The 15,411-nt window shown below is 71.0% G+C and carries 10 protein-coding genes; 4 read left to right on the top strand and 6 right to left on the bottom strand.

The features are described from left to right. Window positions 1–16 precede the first annotated feature (16 nt). Entirely contained in the window at window positions 17–337 is a 321-nt protein-coding gene (locus tag D7X30_RS03115) for a hypothetical protein (RefSeq protein WP_233591344.1), read from the top strand. A gap of 135 nt (window positions 338–472) precedes the next feature. Here the strand turns inward: D7X30_RS03115 and D7X30_RS03120 are convergent, their stop codons facing one another. The 4 genes from D7X30_RS03120 to D7X30_RS03135 form a co-directional block, all read right to left on the bottom strand. After that, window positions 473–922, bottom strand: a complete 450-nt coding sequence (locus D7X30_RS03120) for a DUF3293 domain-containing protein (RefSeq protein ID WP_120561311.1) — start codon at window positions 920–922, stop codon at window positions 473–475. Window positions 923–951: 29 nt separating this feature from the next. Beyond that, entirely contained in the window at window positions 952–2,502 is a 1,551-nt protein-coding gene (locus D7X30_RS03125; protein ID WP_304984669.1) for an MBL fold metallo-hydrolase, read from the bottom strand. A gap of 136 nt (window positions 2,503–2,638) precedes the next feature. Continuing rightward, entirely contained in the window at window positions 2,639–3,154 is a 516-nt protein-coding gene (locus D7X30_RS03130; protein ID WP_120561312.1) for an ester cyclase, read from the bottom strand. Next, window positions 3,151–5,565, bottom strand: coding sequence for an acyl-CoA dehydrogenase (locus D7X30_RS03135; protein ID WP_120561313.1), 2,415 nt, complete (start codon window positions 5,563–5,565; stop codon window positions 3,151–3,153). Before D7X30_RS03135 ends, D7X30_RS03130 begins: the two co-directional genes overlap by 4 nt. A 151-nt stretch (window positions 5,566–5,716) precedes the next feature. Between D7X30_RS03135 and D7X30_RS03140 the strand changes: the two genes are divergently transcribed. Then, window positions 5,717–6,985, top strand: a complete 1,269-nt coding sequence (locus tag D7X30_RS03140; protein ID WP_120561314.1) for a phosphatidylserine/phosphatidylglycerophosphate/cardiolipin synthase family protein — start codon at window positions 5,717–5,719, stop codon at window positions 6,983–6,985. 3 nt (window positions 6,986–6,988) lie between these two features. On the opposite strand, the gene nth is transcribed toward D7X30_RS03140, so the two are convergent. Continuing rightward, entirely contained in the window at window positions 6,989–7,741 is a 753-nt protein-coding gene (gene nth / locus D7X30_RS03145; RefSeq protein ID WP_233591345.1) for an endonuclease III, read from the bottom strand. An 893-nt stretch (window positions 7,742–8,634) separates the two neighbouring features. Between nth and D7X30_RS42585 the strand changes: the two genes are divergently transcribed. Continuing rightward, window positions 8,635–9,072, top strand: coding sequence for a hypothetical protein (locus D7X30_RS42585; RefSeq protein ID WP_233591346.1), 438 nt, complete (start codon window positions 8,635–8,637; stop codon window positions 9,070–9,072). 3 nt (window positions 9,073–9,075) lie between these two features. Here D7X30_RS42585 and D7X30_RS03160 read toward each other — a convergent pair whose 3' ends face one another. Further along, entirely contained in the window at window positions 9,076–9,576 is a 501-nt protein-coding gene (locus tag D7X30_RS03160; RefSeq protein ID WP_120561730.1) for a GNAT family N-acetyltransferase, read from the bottom strand. A gap of 165 nt (window positions 9,577–9,741) precedes the next feature. Between D7X30_RS03160 and D7X30_RS03165 the strand changes: the two genes are divergently transcribed. Continuing rightward, window positions 9,742–15,405: a hypothetical protein gene (locus tag D7X30_RS03165; RefSeq protein WP_120561315.1), complete on the top strand. Its 5,664-nt coding sequence runs from the start codon at window positions 9,742–9,744 to the stop codon at window positions 15,403–15,405. The last annotated feature ends 6 nt before the right edge of the window (window positions 15,406–15,411 follow it).

The following is a 15,411-nucleotide window of genomic DNA, read 5'->3' on the forward strand; positions in this document are numbered from 1 at the left end:
CACGGGACGCCTGCCCGTGCCCCCCAGCTCCCAGCCGGTCCAGGAGGAGTTGGGGGAGCGCAACGTCGTCGACGCGGGCGCGGAATACGCCCGGCAGAACGGCATGGTGCTGGCGGAAGCGGGCCAGGCGGTGCGGATCCGCCCCAACTACTGGCGGGTCCGCTTCGCGCTCCCGGAGGAGGGCTCCGGGAAGTTCCTGGAGCTGGACTTCGACGAGCTGGCCCAGCGCGTGACGAGGGAGCGGGTCATCGACATCAACCCCTCCTTGCTGCCCATCCCCAGGACCTCCCTGCCCAGCGAATCGAGCCCCGCGACGGGCGGCTCGGGCCCCCAGTAAGGGCTACGGCAGCCGCGTGATGCGGTCGAGCGCGGGGGCCTGGAGCGGCGCGGCCTCCGAGCTCTTCGCGGCGAGGTGAGGGCCGGGTTCCGAATCCGTGTCGTCCCGTCGGATGTGACGTGGCCGATACCGGGCTCAGGCGCGCGCGGGCTCCCGGCACATCACCAGCTCCGCGGCGCCGCCCACGGCACCCCAGAGCACGGCCTCCTGGTCGAACAGGCGGCCCATGCGCAGGGCTTCGTCGCGGGACAAGCCGGGGACGAAGAGGCTCTCCTCGGACCAGCGACGGTCCTCCGCCACGCCCACTGCGGACACGCTCGGGTGGCCTTGTGCTTCAAGCAGCGTGAGCAGTCGTTGCTGGAGGCGCGCGTTGGTGCGGAGCGGGCGCGCGTGCGCGCGCGGGTTCCACGCGGTGAGGAAGGCCCAGGTGGTGAAGCCGTGAGCAGCGAGCGCGGCGTCGAGCCCTGGATGCAAGGCCTCCACGCGCAGCACGTGCTTGCGGTCGCCGACGAGTGGATGCGGGCGCACGACATAGCCCGTGGCCTTGAAGGCCCCGTGCAGCGCGGCCCGCCGTGCGTCACTCATGTGACTGCGAGCCGGGTACGCGCCGCGTGTCACTCATGCGGCGTCGCGACCGCGGCTCCCGCTCCCGGTGGATTGGGGATGGGAGTGGCCACGGCCGCGGGGACAGCGGGCGTCGTCCCCGCGCCTTGCGGAGCCGGCGACGGAGGCGTCGTGTTCGCCGGAGCGACTGGCGGAGTCGCGGCGGTCGGACCCGCACCCTGCGGAGCCGCGGGCGGTGCGTTCATCGCGGGAGGATTCGCGCTCGGCGCGGCTTGTTGCTTCGGGGTCGCCGGCTTCGCGGCCTGCGGGCTCGCGGCCGCGGGCACCGGAAGCAACGGCAGCGCCGGGTGCCCTTCCCGCAGCTTGGGCGGAATCTGGCTGGCCACGATGGGCGCCTCCTCCGCCGTCTTCCACGGACGGTCGGGCCACCAGCGCTCCATGGGCGGCGGCGCCAGCGCGAGGAAGTCCTGCCCGGGCCGGGGCGCGGTGATGCCCACGCCGTCGCGCTTCGCGGCGGCCAGCGAGCGCTCAATCGGCTCCGTCCAGCCGTGGTACGCCAGCGTCACCAGCCCCCAGTGCACCGGCAGCATCAACCGGCCCTGCACCAGCCGGTGGGCCAGCACCGCCTGCTCCGGCCCCAGGTGCCAGTCCGGCCAGCCCGCGCCGTACTGCCCCGTCTCGATCATCGTCAAATCGAACGGCCCCAGCTTCGCGCCAATCTCCTCCATCGCGGGGAACAGGCCCGTGTCGCCGGAGTAGTAGACGCGGTGCTTGGGCCCCACCAGCGCCCAGCCCGCCCACAGCGTCTTGTTCTGCTGGAGGAACCGGCCCGACGCGTGCCGCGCGGGCGTGCACACGATGTCCAGCCCCTTCACCTTCGTGCGCTCCCACCAGTCCAGCTCCACGATGCGGTTGGCCGGCACGCCCCAGTATTCCAGGTGCTCGCCCACGCCCAGCGGCACCACGAACGTGGTGTCCCAGTCCTTCATCGCCTCGATGGTGGCGAAGTCCAGGTGGTCGTAGTGGTCGTGGGAAATCACCACCGCGTCGATGGGCGGCAGCGCGTCCAGCGCGATGGGCGCGGGGAACCAGCGCTTCGGGCCAATCCACCCCAGCGGCGACGTGCGCTCGCCCCACACGGGGTCGGTGAGCACGCGGTGCCCGTCCACCTCCACCAGCGTGGACGAGTGTCCCATCCAGGTGACGCGCAGCCCGTCCTCGGGCGGCGTGGCGAAGCGCTTCGGGTCGATGCGGTCCACCACCACCGGCATCCGGGGCGTGCTCTCCTCGCTCGAGCTGAACAGCTCCGACAGCGTCCGCTCCCAGTTGTTCAGGATGGGCTGCGGGTTCTCGAACCCTCCGTCCAGCCACTGCGGCGAGCGCGTCATCCGCTCCAGCCGCGCCCCTTCCGGCACCTTGCCGAACGCACGCCACCCGTCGATGACGACGACGAGCATCACGGCACCCAGCAGGAGCAGGCCCCATCCGAACAGGCGCAACAACCTGCCGCCCCAGGACGGCCGCTGGCCGTAGGAGGGAAAGGCCGTGCGGAAGGCCTTCTGTCGGGCCTTGTCCGCGGCCCGCATGGGTCCCGCGTTCATCCTCATCCCCGGACCCTGATGGGTCCGGTGCGTAGGTGTCAATGGGGAGACATCCCGCTACGCCCCGGTTTTTCCTGACTCCGGCGGCGTCGAGCCCGACCCGTGGCCGTTCACCCTGCTCCCGGGTCAGGACACTTCAGGACTCGGGCGGCACGACCTTGAACCCGCGCTGGAGCAGCGGGTCCAGCCGGTCCGTGAGGTCCCACGACTCCACCAGCCGGCCGTCGCGCAGGCGGTACAGCGAGTCCCCGTGGAACGTGAGCGGGCGGGACCTACCGTCCACGGTGGGCGGGCCCTGGGTGTCCGTGCCCGTCGCGCGCCAGCGCACCATCACCCAGTCGTCCTCCGCCATCACGTGGAGCAGCTCGAACTTCAGGTCCGGGAAGAGGGTGAACCCGGCTTCCGCCTGGGTGCGCACCACCTCCGGGCCGCGGAGGTCCTGGGGGGCGCCCTCGGAGCGGTCCACGTAGTCGGCCGCGATGTACTCCGGCAGGCGCTCCAGGCGCTTCTGGTTGTAGATCTCCTCGGTGAACAGGCGGGCGCGTTCCTTGTTGGATTCGCCCACCTGACGGGCCCGTTCCGCCGGGGACACCGTCGCGCAACCGGTGAGCCCCACGAGCCCCAACACCACCCACGACACACAGGTCCTCATGACGCGCGGGAATCTGCCGGGCCCGCACGGGCGCTGTCAGCCGCCGTGTCGTCGAACCGTTCACCGCCGGGCGCCAGCCGCCCCAGGCCGATGGGCGCCGCCAGGCAGGTGTCGGGAATCCCGAACGCGTCCACCAGCCCGACCGCATCCGGCCGCAGCTCCTCGCACAGCTTCACGCGCTCCTTGCGGATGGCCTGGGCCTTGGGGGCCGTCAGCCAGCCGTGCTCCAGGAACCAGCCGCTGGCGGACTCCAGGCAGGACAGGCCGAAGAGGTCCGCCAGGCGCCCCAGCACCGGCTTGAGCGCTTCGTCCTTCACCTCCGCCACGCCGCGCAGGAACTGCTCCAGCACGATGCGCTCCACGCTCGCGTGCGCCAGGGCCAGCAGGTGCGCCTGCACCTGGTTGAAGGCCTCGAAGGCCTCCACGCCCGCGGTGAGCCGCTTGCGGATGCGCTTGGACACCGACGCGAGCAGGGCCTCCTCGCGGAAGCGCAGGGCGCGCAGCTGGAAGTCGCTGTCGCGCAGGTGGTCCGTGTCCGTGCGCCGGCCGGCGATGGGGTTCCTGTCCGTGAACACCGTGGCGGCTTGATCGACGATGAGGCGCAGCACGGCGAAGACGCGGTCGTCCTCGAAGCGCTGGCGGTAGCCCGTGAGCAGGCCCTTGGCGACCAGCTGCATGAGCACGGTGTTGTCGCCCTCGAACGTCGTGAACACGTCCGTGTCCGCCTTGAGCGACGCGAACCGGTTCGCGGTGAGGTAGCCCTGGCCGCCGCACGCCTCGCGGCACTCCTGAATGGTGGCGGTGGCGTTCCACGACGCGTAGGCCTTGAGGCCAGCGGCGAGCGCCTCCACCTCGCGCGCGTCGTCCTCCGTGCGGTGGACGTAGCGGTCCACCAGGTACTCCAGCGCGAAGTCCACCGCGTACGCCTTGGCCACGAGCGGCAGGAGCCGCAGCTGGTGCACCTGGTGGTCCAGGAGGCGCACCTCGGGAGCGCCCTGGGGGCCGAACTGGCGGCGCAGGTCGCCGTAGCGCACGGCGATGGTCAGCGCGCTCTTGGTTGCGGACAGGGACGCGCACGCCACGCTCACGCGGCCCGCCACCAGCGCGCCCAGCATGGTGAAGAAGCGCTTGGAGTCGCCGGTGATGGAGGAGGTGTACTCGCCGGCCTCCGTCACCTGGCCGTAGCGGTCGAGCAGGTTGTCGCGCGGGACGCGCACGTGGTCGAACCACAGCCGGCCGTTGTCCACGCCGTTGAGGCCCATCTTCTCGCCGCAGTCCTCGATGCGGATGTTCGGCAGGACCTTGCCGTGCTCATCGCGCAGCGGGACGAGCAGCGCGTGCACGCCCAGGCGTTCCCCGTCCACCTCCAGCTGCGCGAACACGGTGGCGATGCGCGCGTGGCGGGCGGCGTTGCCAATCCAGTCCTTGCGCGCGGTCTCCGACGGCGTGTGGATGACGAACTCGCCCGTGGCCGCGTCGTAGCGGGCCACCGTCTCGCAGTCGCGCACGTTGGAGCCGTGGCCCAGCTCGCTCATCGCGAAGCAGCCGGGCAGCTCCAGCGAGGCGACCCTGGGCAGGTACTGCTGGTGGTGCCGCTTCGTGCCCAGGAACAGGATGCTGGAGCCGAACAGGCCGAAGTGCACACCCGCCTTGATGACGAGGCTCAGGTCGAAGAAGGCCATCGTCTCGAACGCGGCGATGAACGCGCCCAGGTCGCCGCCGCCCTCGCGGCCCTTGGGGAAGGCGAGCTGTCCCAGGCCGTCATTGGCCAGGTGCTTGAGCCAGTCGAAGACCTGGTCGCGGTAGGCGGTGGTGCCGAGCCCTTCCTTGTAGCGGAAGTCCGCGTCCTCCAGCCAACCGCGCACCTGCTGGCGCACGTTCGCGTAGGTGCGGTCCAGCACGGCCGTCATCGCCGCCGGGTCGAAGGACGACGTGTGCGAGCGGGGCTCCGCGTGCGGGACGCGCGACGCCCTGGGCACCAGCGAGCGCACCGCCTCCTTGCCGTCCACGCCCAGGGTGGCCTCGATGGAGGCCAGGGCCCTGGCCAGCTCCGCGGGAGGGATGCTCAGGGGCGCTTCGCCCGCGAGCGCCTGGGCCAGCTGCACGCCCAGCTCCGCCAGGTTCTGCTGTTGGCTGGTGGCCAGCTGCTCCGCGGTGGCGCGGATGTGCTCGCGCACGAGGGCCAGCTCGCGGGGCGGGGGCGGACGCAGCGGATCCACCCAGAGGGCCAGGACGGAGCTGGACTTGAGGTCCAGCCAGGGCTGGGAGCGGGCCGCGGAGCCCAGGGCGCGGAGCTCGTCGCCCGTCAGCTCGCCGTCCGTCCAGGCGACGTACAGCATGGGGACCAGCGGGGCGAGGCTGGACAGGGACAGGAGCTCCCGGGCGGAGGGGCGGGATGGGGCGTCGAGCATGCGGACTCTCCAGACGAGGGAACGGAACCCGGCCAGTGTCGCCACGGTGAAAGGCTCCGGCAACGATGGAATGGGGTCCTGTTCACCGTCCGGAGCGGGAGGTAGCCGGTGACTCCCGGGGGAGGGCGGGCGTCCCTACGTTGCTGGGACCATGAGCGAGCTTACGGACGAGTTGCTGCCCCAGCCGGGGGCGCATGGGTTCGACGGCGGCGACGAGACGCGCAAGCACGAGATGCAGGGCCCGTTCGAGCTGCCACCGGGACCCGAGGGCTTCTCGTTCGCGCTCTACCAGACCACGGGCGTGGGGCTGTCACCGGGGCACCGGATGCACCTGCTGGAGAACAGCCAGGTCTTCGACCGGATGTTGGAGGACATCCGCGCCGCGAAGCACAGCGTGCACATGCTCGTCTACATCTGGCGGCCGTGCGAGCTGTCGGACCGGTTCGTGGAGGCGCTGATTGAGCGCTCCGGCGCGGGTGTGCAGTGCCGCGTGGTGGTGGATCCGGTGGGCAGCGAGGAGACGACCGGGGACAAGGACTTCGATCAGCAGATCGAGAAGCGCCTGACGGACGCGGGTGTGGAGGTGCACTACTACCGGCTGCTGGCGGGCAAGGTGCTGGGGCGGCTGTTGAGCCGGTCGCACCAGAAGATCGTCGTGGTGGACGGGCGCATCGCGTACACGGGCGGCTTCGGCATCTGGAAGGTGTGGGAGGGGGACGGGTTGAAGGAGGACAACTGGAGGGACACGCACATCCGGGTGGAGGGGCCGGAGGTGCGGCGCATCCAGGTGACGTTCTCCAAGCACTGGATTGAGTCAGGCGGAGGGTTCCTTCCACGCGAGTGCTTCCCGGAGCTGAAGGCGGACGGAGGCGGGTGCGCGGCGTTCATCGACAGCGCCGGGCGGCTGGGCATCACCGAGGCGGAGCGGATGGTGCGGCTGGTGGTGGCGGCGGCGACGAAGCGGTTGTGGATCGCGAACGCGTACTTCACGCCGCCCAACGACATCCTGGAGCAGTTGGAGGTGAAGGTCCGGCAGGGCGTGGACGTGCGGGTGATGGGCCCGGGGCCGATGCACGACGTGCCGGTGGTGCGCGCGTCGCAGCGGTCCACGTATGAGCGGCTGTTGGCGGCGGGGGTGCGCATCTGGGAGTACCAGCCGGCGATGCTGCATTCGAAGACGATGCTGGTGGACGACTGGTTGTGTGTCGTGGGCTCCACGAACCTGGATTCACTGTCGCTCAACAAGTTGAGCGAAGGGTCGCTGGTGTTCGAGGACCGGGAGATCGCCGCGAAGCTGGAGGCGTGCTGGGAGAAGGACGTGCGGCACTCGAAGGAGATCTCGCTGGAGAACGGCGGCAGGACGAACCCGTGGCGGAGGTTCGCGCGGCGGGCCACGCAGTGGGCGGGGCACGACCGGTAGGCTTCAGCGGTGGGAGGTGACGCCCTCCTGCCGGCAGTAGGGGAGCACGGGGCAGGTGGAGCACTTCGGGCGGGTGCCGGTGCACACGTGTTTGCCGAAGGGGACGAGGAGCCGGTTGAGCTCCACCCAGTAGGGGCGGGGCAGCACGGCTTCGAGCGCGGCGAGCGTGCGTTCCGGAGTGGAGGCCTTCACATAGCCCCAGCGGTTGGTGACGCGGTGGACATGGATGTCCACGCTGATGACTTCATGGCCGCAGGCGATGCCGAGCGCCAGGTGCGCGCACTTGGGGCCCACGCCCTTGAAGGACTGGAGCACGTCTGGATCCGCGGGGAGCTGGCCCTGGAACTCGTCACGCGTGCGCACGGCGATGGTGTGGACCTGGTGGGCCTTGCCTTCGTGGAAGGTGACGGGACGGATGAGGGTGTCGATTTCGGCGGGCGTGAGGCGCGCGAGGGCTTCGGGCGTGTGCGCGCGGGAGAGGAGCCGGAGGGAGGCGGGGAGGCTGACTTCATCGAGCGTGCGGATGGAGAGGATGCACGCGATGAGCTGTTCGAAGAGGGAGCCGTGGCCTTTCGCGGCGAGCTCGAACATGGCGGCGTCCGCGAAGGAGCGGACTTCGTGGCGCACGCGGCGGAGGACCTCTTCGATGTCGAACGGGAGCTTGTCCGTGTCTGACGGAGCTGCGTGCACGGTGCGGGTGCTCTGGGTGCGCGGCGCCCGCCGTGGACCTGTCGTCGTCTGCTTCTTGACCGCCATGCGGGCCTCCTGACCTGGGAAGTTGGGTCCGGAGGATGTGACTGGCCGGGCATACTTGCCGGGCCGGTGGGCGGGCGGTCAGGCTGTCAGGCTGATGAGGCCACATCCCTTCTGGACCGTCCTGCTGCTAGCGCTCGCCTGCGCGAGTCCAAGGCTCTATTTCCTGAGCAATGAGCTGCAGCAGTTGGAGAACAACTCGAAGCTGATTGTCGCGCCTGGACCCTGGGAGCATCCGGATGTCCCCGTGGTCTACGCGGACATGGGCGCTGTTCCTGATGACCTGGTCCTCCCCGCGCTCAAGACCTTGATGGCGCTTCCAGGAGCCACGGATGCGTGTGACGCGAACACGGGACGCCCGCGACCCGATGCCACCGAGTATTGCCTCGCCGTATACCGGACGCCGAAGGATTGGCGCGTCTCCTGGCCCGTCCGGAAACAGACGGGGGAGCGGGGAGGCTGTCAGCCTCCAATGGGCGGTGTCGTGGACCAGGATTTCGGAAGTGACCTGCCCATCTTTGGCTTCGCTCACAACCATCCGTGTGGAACGGACATGAGTAGCGCGGACCTGCGGGTGTTCCCGGCCGTCAGACTCGGCGAGGCACGCTGGACGATGATTGAATACGCCGTGTCTCCTGGAGGGAAGCCTGCTCGGGACTCCCGAGGGCGCCCCATTCCTGCCTGGGCCTGGCTGGCGACAGGACGTGCGGACGCGCCTCGATTCCTGAAATGGAACTTCGAGGGGGATGTCTTCCACTGGAGCGAGCCGGAGCGAAGCTGGCGGCTCGAGGCCCACTGCGAGCCTGCGCCTCCCAGCAATATCGGTTCGACCCTTTCTCCTCCGAAGTGCTACCCACGATGATGCAGGTTCATCGTTTCCACGGGCGAGGTGCCTTTTGCTGAAGCCTCATCACGTCCTGCTGCTGGTGTCGCTCGTGGCGGACGGTGGAAGCACGCCCTCTCGGCCCGATGCCGGGGTTCCTGCGAAGCCGGATGGGGGCGTCGTGGCCGGAGCTTCGGACGCAGGCATCCAGTGGCCCACGGATTTGCGTCCGCTCGCGACGCTGGATGGGCCCGCGGTCCTCGCGGCCCATGCCGCGCTCCAGCGCGTCCTTGCCAGCTTTCCCAAGCAGGACGCGGGGGCTTGTGAGTCGTCCGCCCGGTCGCTGGACGTGGTCGTGGGCCTGGAGGGCGGCGTCTACTTCGTCCGGGTCGACCGGCGGCTCGACCGGTGTGGATGGCCCGTGGGCAGTCAGCTGGAGTTCGACTGGTTCGAGCTGTACGCGGTGTCGCCCGAGGGCAAGGTCCTTGGGCGACGCGCGCTCATGCCGTAGCGCTCACGTCCCCTGGGGCAGGTTCATCGCGTACCAGCGGTCGCAGCCGAAGTGGCCGGTGCGGCCCATGGGGGCGCTCAGCGGTTCGAAGCCGACCTTGCGGTAGAGCTTCTGTGCCTGATCCATGCCCGCCAGCGTCTCCAGGTAGCACTGCCGGAAGCCGGCGCTTCGCGCGAAGTCCAGACAGTGTCTCAACAAGCGCTCGCCCACGCCGTGGCCCCGGGCCTTGGGCAGGAAGTACATCTTGCGCAGTTCGCAGACGTCCGGTGCTCCTCCGTCCAGCGGCGCGATGCCCGCGCCTCCCACCACCTGGCCCCCATGCTCCACCACGAAATACACGTGCCGGGGACGGCCGTAGGCCGCGGTCATCGCGTCCACTTCCGGGTCGTGGATCGCGAACCCCGGGCCGTCCGCTCCGAACTCGGGCATCACCGCGCGGATGACCGCCGCCATCGCCGCGTCGTCCCGGGCCTCAATGGGCCTCAACGTCAGTTCCGTGCTCATGACCTCCACGGTCCCATGACTCATGACCGCCGGCCAGCGGCGCCGGGTGTGCACGTGTGCAGCGCCCTGCACAACCGCCACTCGCCCGACGCACCCCGGTGGATTTCAATCCTGCGCCTTTCCAGGGCATTCTCCGTGGCACGGTCGTTGTAGAGGGGGAGTTCCATGTACTGTCCTGCCTGCCGACAAGAACGCCTGGGAAGCGCGTCCCAGTGCGTCGTCTGTGGCAATCGTCTCGCCGCCCGCGCCCGCTCCGCCATCGAGGCCGAGCTCGCGCATGTCCACTTCCTCCTGGACGAGGTGCGCCGCTGGGACGTCCACGACGTGCCGCCCAACGTCGCCCGCCGCCTCACCGAGCGCTACGAGCGCCAGGCCCGCGTCCTCCTCTCCGTCCTCACCGAGACGCCCATCGACGCGCTGCCGTCCGCGCCCGTAGAGCTTCACAACGAAGCCGTGACGTCTCAGCCGATGGGGGAGGGCGCCGTCGCCCTCGGCCTCGTGACGCTTCCCACCGTGGACGCGGTCGCCGATGTGGCTCCCGTCGAGCAGGTCGCCGCGAATGTCGTCGCGGAGGTCTCTGCCTCCACTGATCACGCGGCTGTCGTCGATTCCCCCGTCGCTCACGTTGCTGCTGCTGATACCGCTGTCACCGACGCCGCCACCGCTTCGGATACTTCCGCCGCTGTCCCCGACGCCGCCTCGACCCCTGGTTCCACGGGCGCTTCCTTCCACTTCAACTCGCTCGACCTCATCGCGTGCCTGGGCATTGCCTCCCTGTCGGATGGCTCCGCGGCTCGCCGGTTGAACGCGGGCCGTGCCTCCGCCGAGTCCCGCGCGCGGGCCGTCAACGAACAGTGGACTGCTCGCCAGTTGCCTCCGAATCCGGGCGAACCGTTCGTGGAGCCTCCCGCTCCGAACAGCCGCACCGCCCGCATCGTCGAGGAGGCCTCGACGTGGAGCCGCGTGTGGCGGCCGTTCCTCTACGAGAGCATCGCGTGGTTCATTGGCGCGTTCCTCATCCTCTCCGGCACGCTCTACTTCGTCTTCGAGTCCTGGGACGGGATGACGTCCGTCACCCGCTCGCTCACCGTCTTCCTCATGACCGTGGGCTACTCCGTCGGCTTCTCCGTGTGGGGCGGCTACCTCGCCCGCCGCGAGTCCCTGCGCAAGCCGGGCCGCATCCTCGGCCTCATCGGCTCCGCGGTAGCCCCGCTCGGCGGCGTCGCGCTGGGGCCCCTGGGCTTCGGTGAAGCGCTCCATCTCGATGGCGTGCGCCCCTTGCTGCTCGTGCCGCTCCTCTTCGCCTGGTCCGGCGTCGCCGCGTGGCTCGCCCGCAAGCCCGTGGAGTCCTTCGACGCGCCCTCGCGCCCGTTCATCCAGTTGGGCCTCGTCGGCGTCACGCTCATCATGGGCCTGGCCCCCGTGGCCGCGCGCGTGGGCGTCCCGGCGGTGTGGCTCAACGCCCTGCCGTGCATCCTCTTCTTCCTGCTGTCGAGCAAGGCCACCGAGACCCCTCGGAAGGGCGGTGCGCTCACCTTCGCGCTCGCCGCGCCCCTGTTCCTCACCGCGATGTTCGCCATCCGGTTGCACCTGGCCCTGGGCGCAGCCGGAACCTCCGTTCCTCCTGGCACCTACGCGCCCTTCGCGGCGTTCCTGCTCGCCACCTGCCTGCGCTTCCGCACGCTCGATGAGAAGCGCGCCGCGGATCCGCTCGCGGTCCTCACCATCGCGCTCCAGGTGGCCTGCCTCGCGGGCGCCATCGTCGGCACCAAGCCTGCCTTCTTCTTCACCGCCGCCATCTTCACCGGCACGCTCGTGTCGCTGTCGCGCGGCCCGCTGAACCGCCTGCCGTGGCTCTACCCGGCGTACGCGGGCGCCTACTTCAGCTATGCGTCCAGCGCGCAGTTGATCCCGCACGCCCTCACGCTCCTCATCAATGCCATCAAGACGCGCATGGGCTACCCGCCCGCGGCGCCGCTGCCCTTGCAGTACGGCGCGCTGACGGCCGTCCCGTTCGTGCTCGCGGGCCTGGTGCTCGCGTACTTCGCCCAGAAGCGCGGCGAGCGCACCGGCGACGCTCGCTCCCTGGGGCTCGCGGACGTGCTGCTGCGTTGCACCACCTGGGCCGCGCCCGCGTTCGCGATCTACTCCCACCTGGGGCCCGACTCGCGGCCCTCCTTCTTCGCCACGCTCGCCCTGGCCGTGCTGTCCCTGGGCGCGGGCCTGCTGTTCAAGCGCTTCCCGCTGTCCGCCGTGGGCGCGGTGCTCTTCGGCCTGCTGCCCTACAGCGCCTTCCGCGTCTACGGCGCGGCCCCCGCGGCCGTCGTGTCCGGCGTGCTCGCCCTGGGCCTCGCGGGCCTCACGTGGCGGCTCACGGACGAGCGCACGCGGCGCTTCATCTCCGCCGTGGTGGGCGTCATCGCGACGGCGGGGTTCGCCATCGCGCTGGGCACGACCCCCGTCGCCGCGCCCGTCGTGGGCATGACGCTGGGCGCCGCGGGCGTCCTGCTGGCCGCGTACCGGCTGCGCGACGAGAACTACCTGGCCTACGGCGCCTTCCTCGCGGGCGCCATCCTGCCGAAGCTGGCCGCGGCCCACTCCACGCAGGCGCTGGTCGCGGCGATGGTGGGCGGCTCGCTGGTGCTGGCGCTCCTGGGCGAGCGCGGAGGCCTGCTCAAGCGGTTCGGCGTGCCGGGCCTCCTGTACGCGGGGCTCGCGGTGGTGTGGGGCTTGGTCGACCAGACCTTCATGGGCCCCGTGCTCCTCACCGCCGCCGCGACGGTGGCGGTGGCCTCCCGTAGCTTCCCCGGCGTGCGGCCGTTCGCGGTCGTGCTCGTGGGCTTCGCGCTCCTGCCGGACGTGCCGCACGTCTACACCGTATGGGGTCTGTCGCCGGGGCTGTCGTTGGTGCTGCTCGTCACCGGATCGCTCGTGGGCTCCATCGTCGCCGCGCGCAAGGGCAAGAGCGCGAGCACCACCACCGCGGGCATCCTCGCGCTCATCCTGCCGCTGGTGCCGGTGGCCCTGGCCCGCTCCAGTGATCAGACCCTGTTCCTGATGGGCGCGGCGCTGGCGGCGCTCTTCACCGCCCGCACGCTGCCCGTGACGCTGGGGCTGATGCTGGCCTCCATCGAGGCCGTCTTCGCGCTGCACTCGTCCGGCCCGCTGGCCCTGCTGGGGCTCGCCACGTTCCTCAGCGTCCTGGCCCTCCTGGAGGACGTGCCCGCGGTGCGGCGCATCGCCGCGGGCGGCGAGTCCTTCCGCATCGTCGCCACGCTGGGCGCGATGGTGGTGCTGGCGGACGCCTCTCTGTCGTGGGACGGGCACGTGCTGTCGGAGATTCGCGGCGCCACGCAGCTCGCGCTCATCGGTCCGGCGCTGCTGCCGCTGTTGTGGACGCGCTCGCTGCACCGGCCCTTCGCCGCGGCGCTGATGGTGCCTTACGGCGTGGTGACCTTGATGGCGTGGCACCCTCCCTTCGGGTGGACCGCGCTGCTGCCGCTGTTCCCGCTGCTGGTGGTGCGCGTGGTGGAGCACGTGCCTGCCGCCGCCTCGCTGCTCCTGCGCTCGCGGGAGGAGCGCCCACGCCACGAGCTGTCGATGAGCATGCAGGTGGCGCTCGCGTGCCTGGGCGGACTGGCGCTGCTGGTTCCGGAACAGGACCTGAGCCAGCGCACGGCCCTCTTCTGCGCCATCGCGCTGGTGCCCATGACGGGCCCGCTGCCCTCCGTCCGAGTCATCGCCGCGTCCGGAATCCTGATGTTCATCCCGGCGGCGCGGCCCTGGGCCACCGGCCTGTTGCTGGCCCTGGCGCTGGCGGAGCACCACGTACCCCAGGCCCTGGCCTCCTTCTTCCGTGGCCCGCGTGACATGGCGTTGCGCACCTCCGCCACGGCGTCGGCCCTGGCCATCGCGGCGATGTCCACGCTGATGTCTCCGACTCCTGGCGCGCTGGCCGTGCTGGGCGCGGTGGTGGGGATGTCCGCGTTCCTGCTGTCGCAGCGCTGGCTGCTCACGGCGGCGGTGGCGGCGTTCGCGCTGGCGCCGCTGGGCCAGACGGGAACCCTCGCGGTCGGCGAGTGGCGTCCGGAAGGTGCCGTGCTCGTCGCACTCGTGGGCCTGGCCTCCGCGCTGCTGTCCGCGCTGTGCCAGTCCGGCGCCGTGCAGCGCACGCTGACGAACGTCACCGCGCGCCTGACGCCCGGCATCGAGGGCACCTGGAGCGAGCCGCTGTGGGCCGGCGGCGTCGGCACCGTGGCGCTGCTCGTGGGCTTGCGGCTGTTGGACGCGGGGCCGGGCGAGCTGCCCCTGTCCGTGGCGCTGGTCGCGGGCGCCGCGTCGCTGACGCTGATGGTGACGCGCGAGCGCCTGATGATGAACGCCGCCACGGCGCTGCTGGGCCTGGTGCTGGTCGCCGCCGTGCCGCCGCTTTGGGCGCCCTCGGTGGTGGCGGGCACGGGCCTGCTGCTGGCCGTCGTGGGCTTCGCGCTGGACAAGCGCGGCGTGACGGTGGGCGCGGCGCTGCACCACGGTGGCGCGATGCTGGCGCTGCTGTCACTCGCGGGCCTGCGCTCGCTCACGCACCCGGGCATGCCGCTGTGCGTGTTCTTCGCGTGGGCCACGGCGTGGGTGGTGGTGCTGCGCCGCCGCGACCGCGAGTGGGTGGGGTGGCTGGCGTCCCTCTTCGCCGTGCACGCCTTCCTCCTGAACTACGGCGCGACGCACTCCACGGGCCGGGGCGCGCAGTTCCTCCTCCCGTACTTCGGCGCGGCGACGGCGCTGCTCGCCACGCTGGTGCTGTCCGTGGCGGGCAAGGCGGTGCGCGGGCGCATGGGGCGGGCGTTCTCCATCATCGCCCTCACAGAGGTGCTGTTCGCGGTGCTGGCCGTGCGCCTGCCCGGTGGCGCGGCACGCGAGGCGTGGGTGGCGTGCGGTGGGCTCGTGTTCCTGCTGTTCGCGCTGGTGCGCCACGCGGCGCGCGAGGAGGACGAAGGCGCGGCGTGGCTCGCGCAGGCGGTGGTGGCAATGGGCTACTTCTGCGTGCGCTTCATCGGCCTGGACGCGCACCCCGGCGCCGCGGACAGCCTGGTGTCCATCGTGGGCGGCGCTGCCTTCACCGGCCTGTACCTCTTCGTGCGGCGCGAGGGCGCGGGCCTCAAGGCCTTCCGCCGTCCCGCCGTGGCGGGCGCGTGGCTCTTCCCTCTGGCGGGTCTCTTGACGGTGCCTTGGAGCCAGCCGTTCGTGGCGATGGCGCTGCTCGTGGGCTACGCGGCGCACTTCGCGGCGCTCGCGGCGTGCACGAAGCAGAAGGGCGCCGCGTCGACGATGTCCGTCGCCGCCTTCAACACGGCGCTGTACCTCGTGTGGCTGGGCACCGGCTCCGGCGAGCCGCAGTACTACGTCATCCCCGCGGGACTCTCCCTGCTCCTGCTCCTGCGTGTCTTCCGCAAGAGCCTGTCGCGGGACGCCTACGCGCAGCTGCGCGCCCTGGCGGTGACGGGCATCTACGTCGCGGGCGCGTGGAAGCCGCTGCTCTTCAACGACGGTGAAGCGATGCTCCTGTGCGTGTTCCTCTGCCTGGTGGGCGTGGGGGCGGGCATCGCGCTGCGGATCCGCTCCTACGTGTACCTGGGCTCGGCGTTCCTGGTGACGGCGGTGGCCGCCAACCTGGTGCGCTTCGGCATGCGCGACCACCGCATCGGCGCCCTGTTCCTGTCGATGCTGGGACTGCTCGTGGTGGGATTCATGGTGGTGCTCAGCGCCCACCGCGCAGCCCTGCTCCAGAAGTACGCCCGGGTGCGCGACCTGCTCGCGACCTGGGAGGGATGATCCCAG

It is taken from the genome of Corallococcus sp. AB011P, assembly GCF_003611605.1.
GTDB lineage: Bacteria > Myxococcota > Myxococcia > Myxococcales > Myxococcaceae > Corallococcus > Corallococcus coralloides.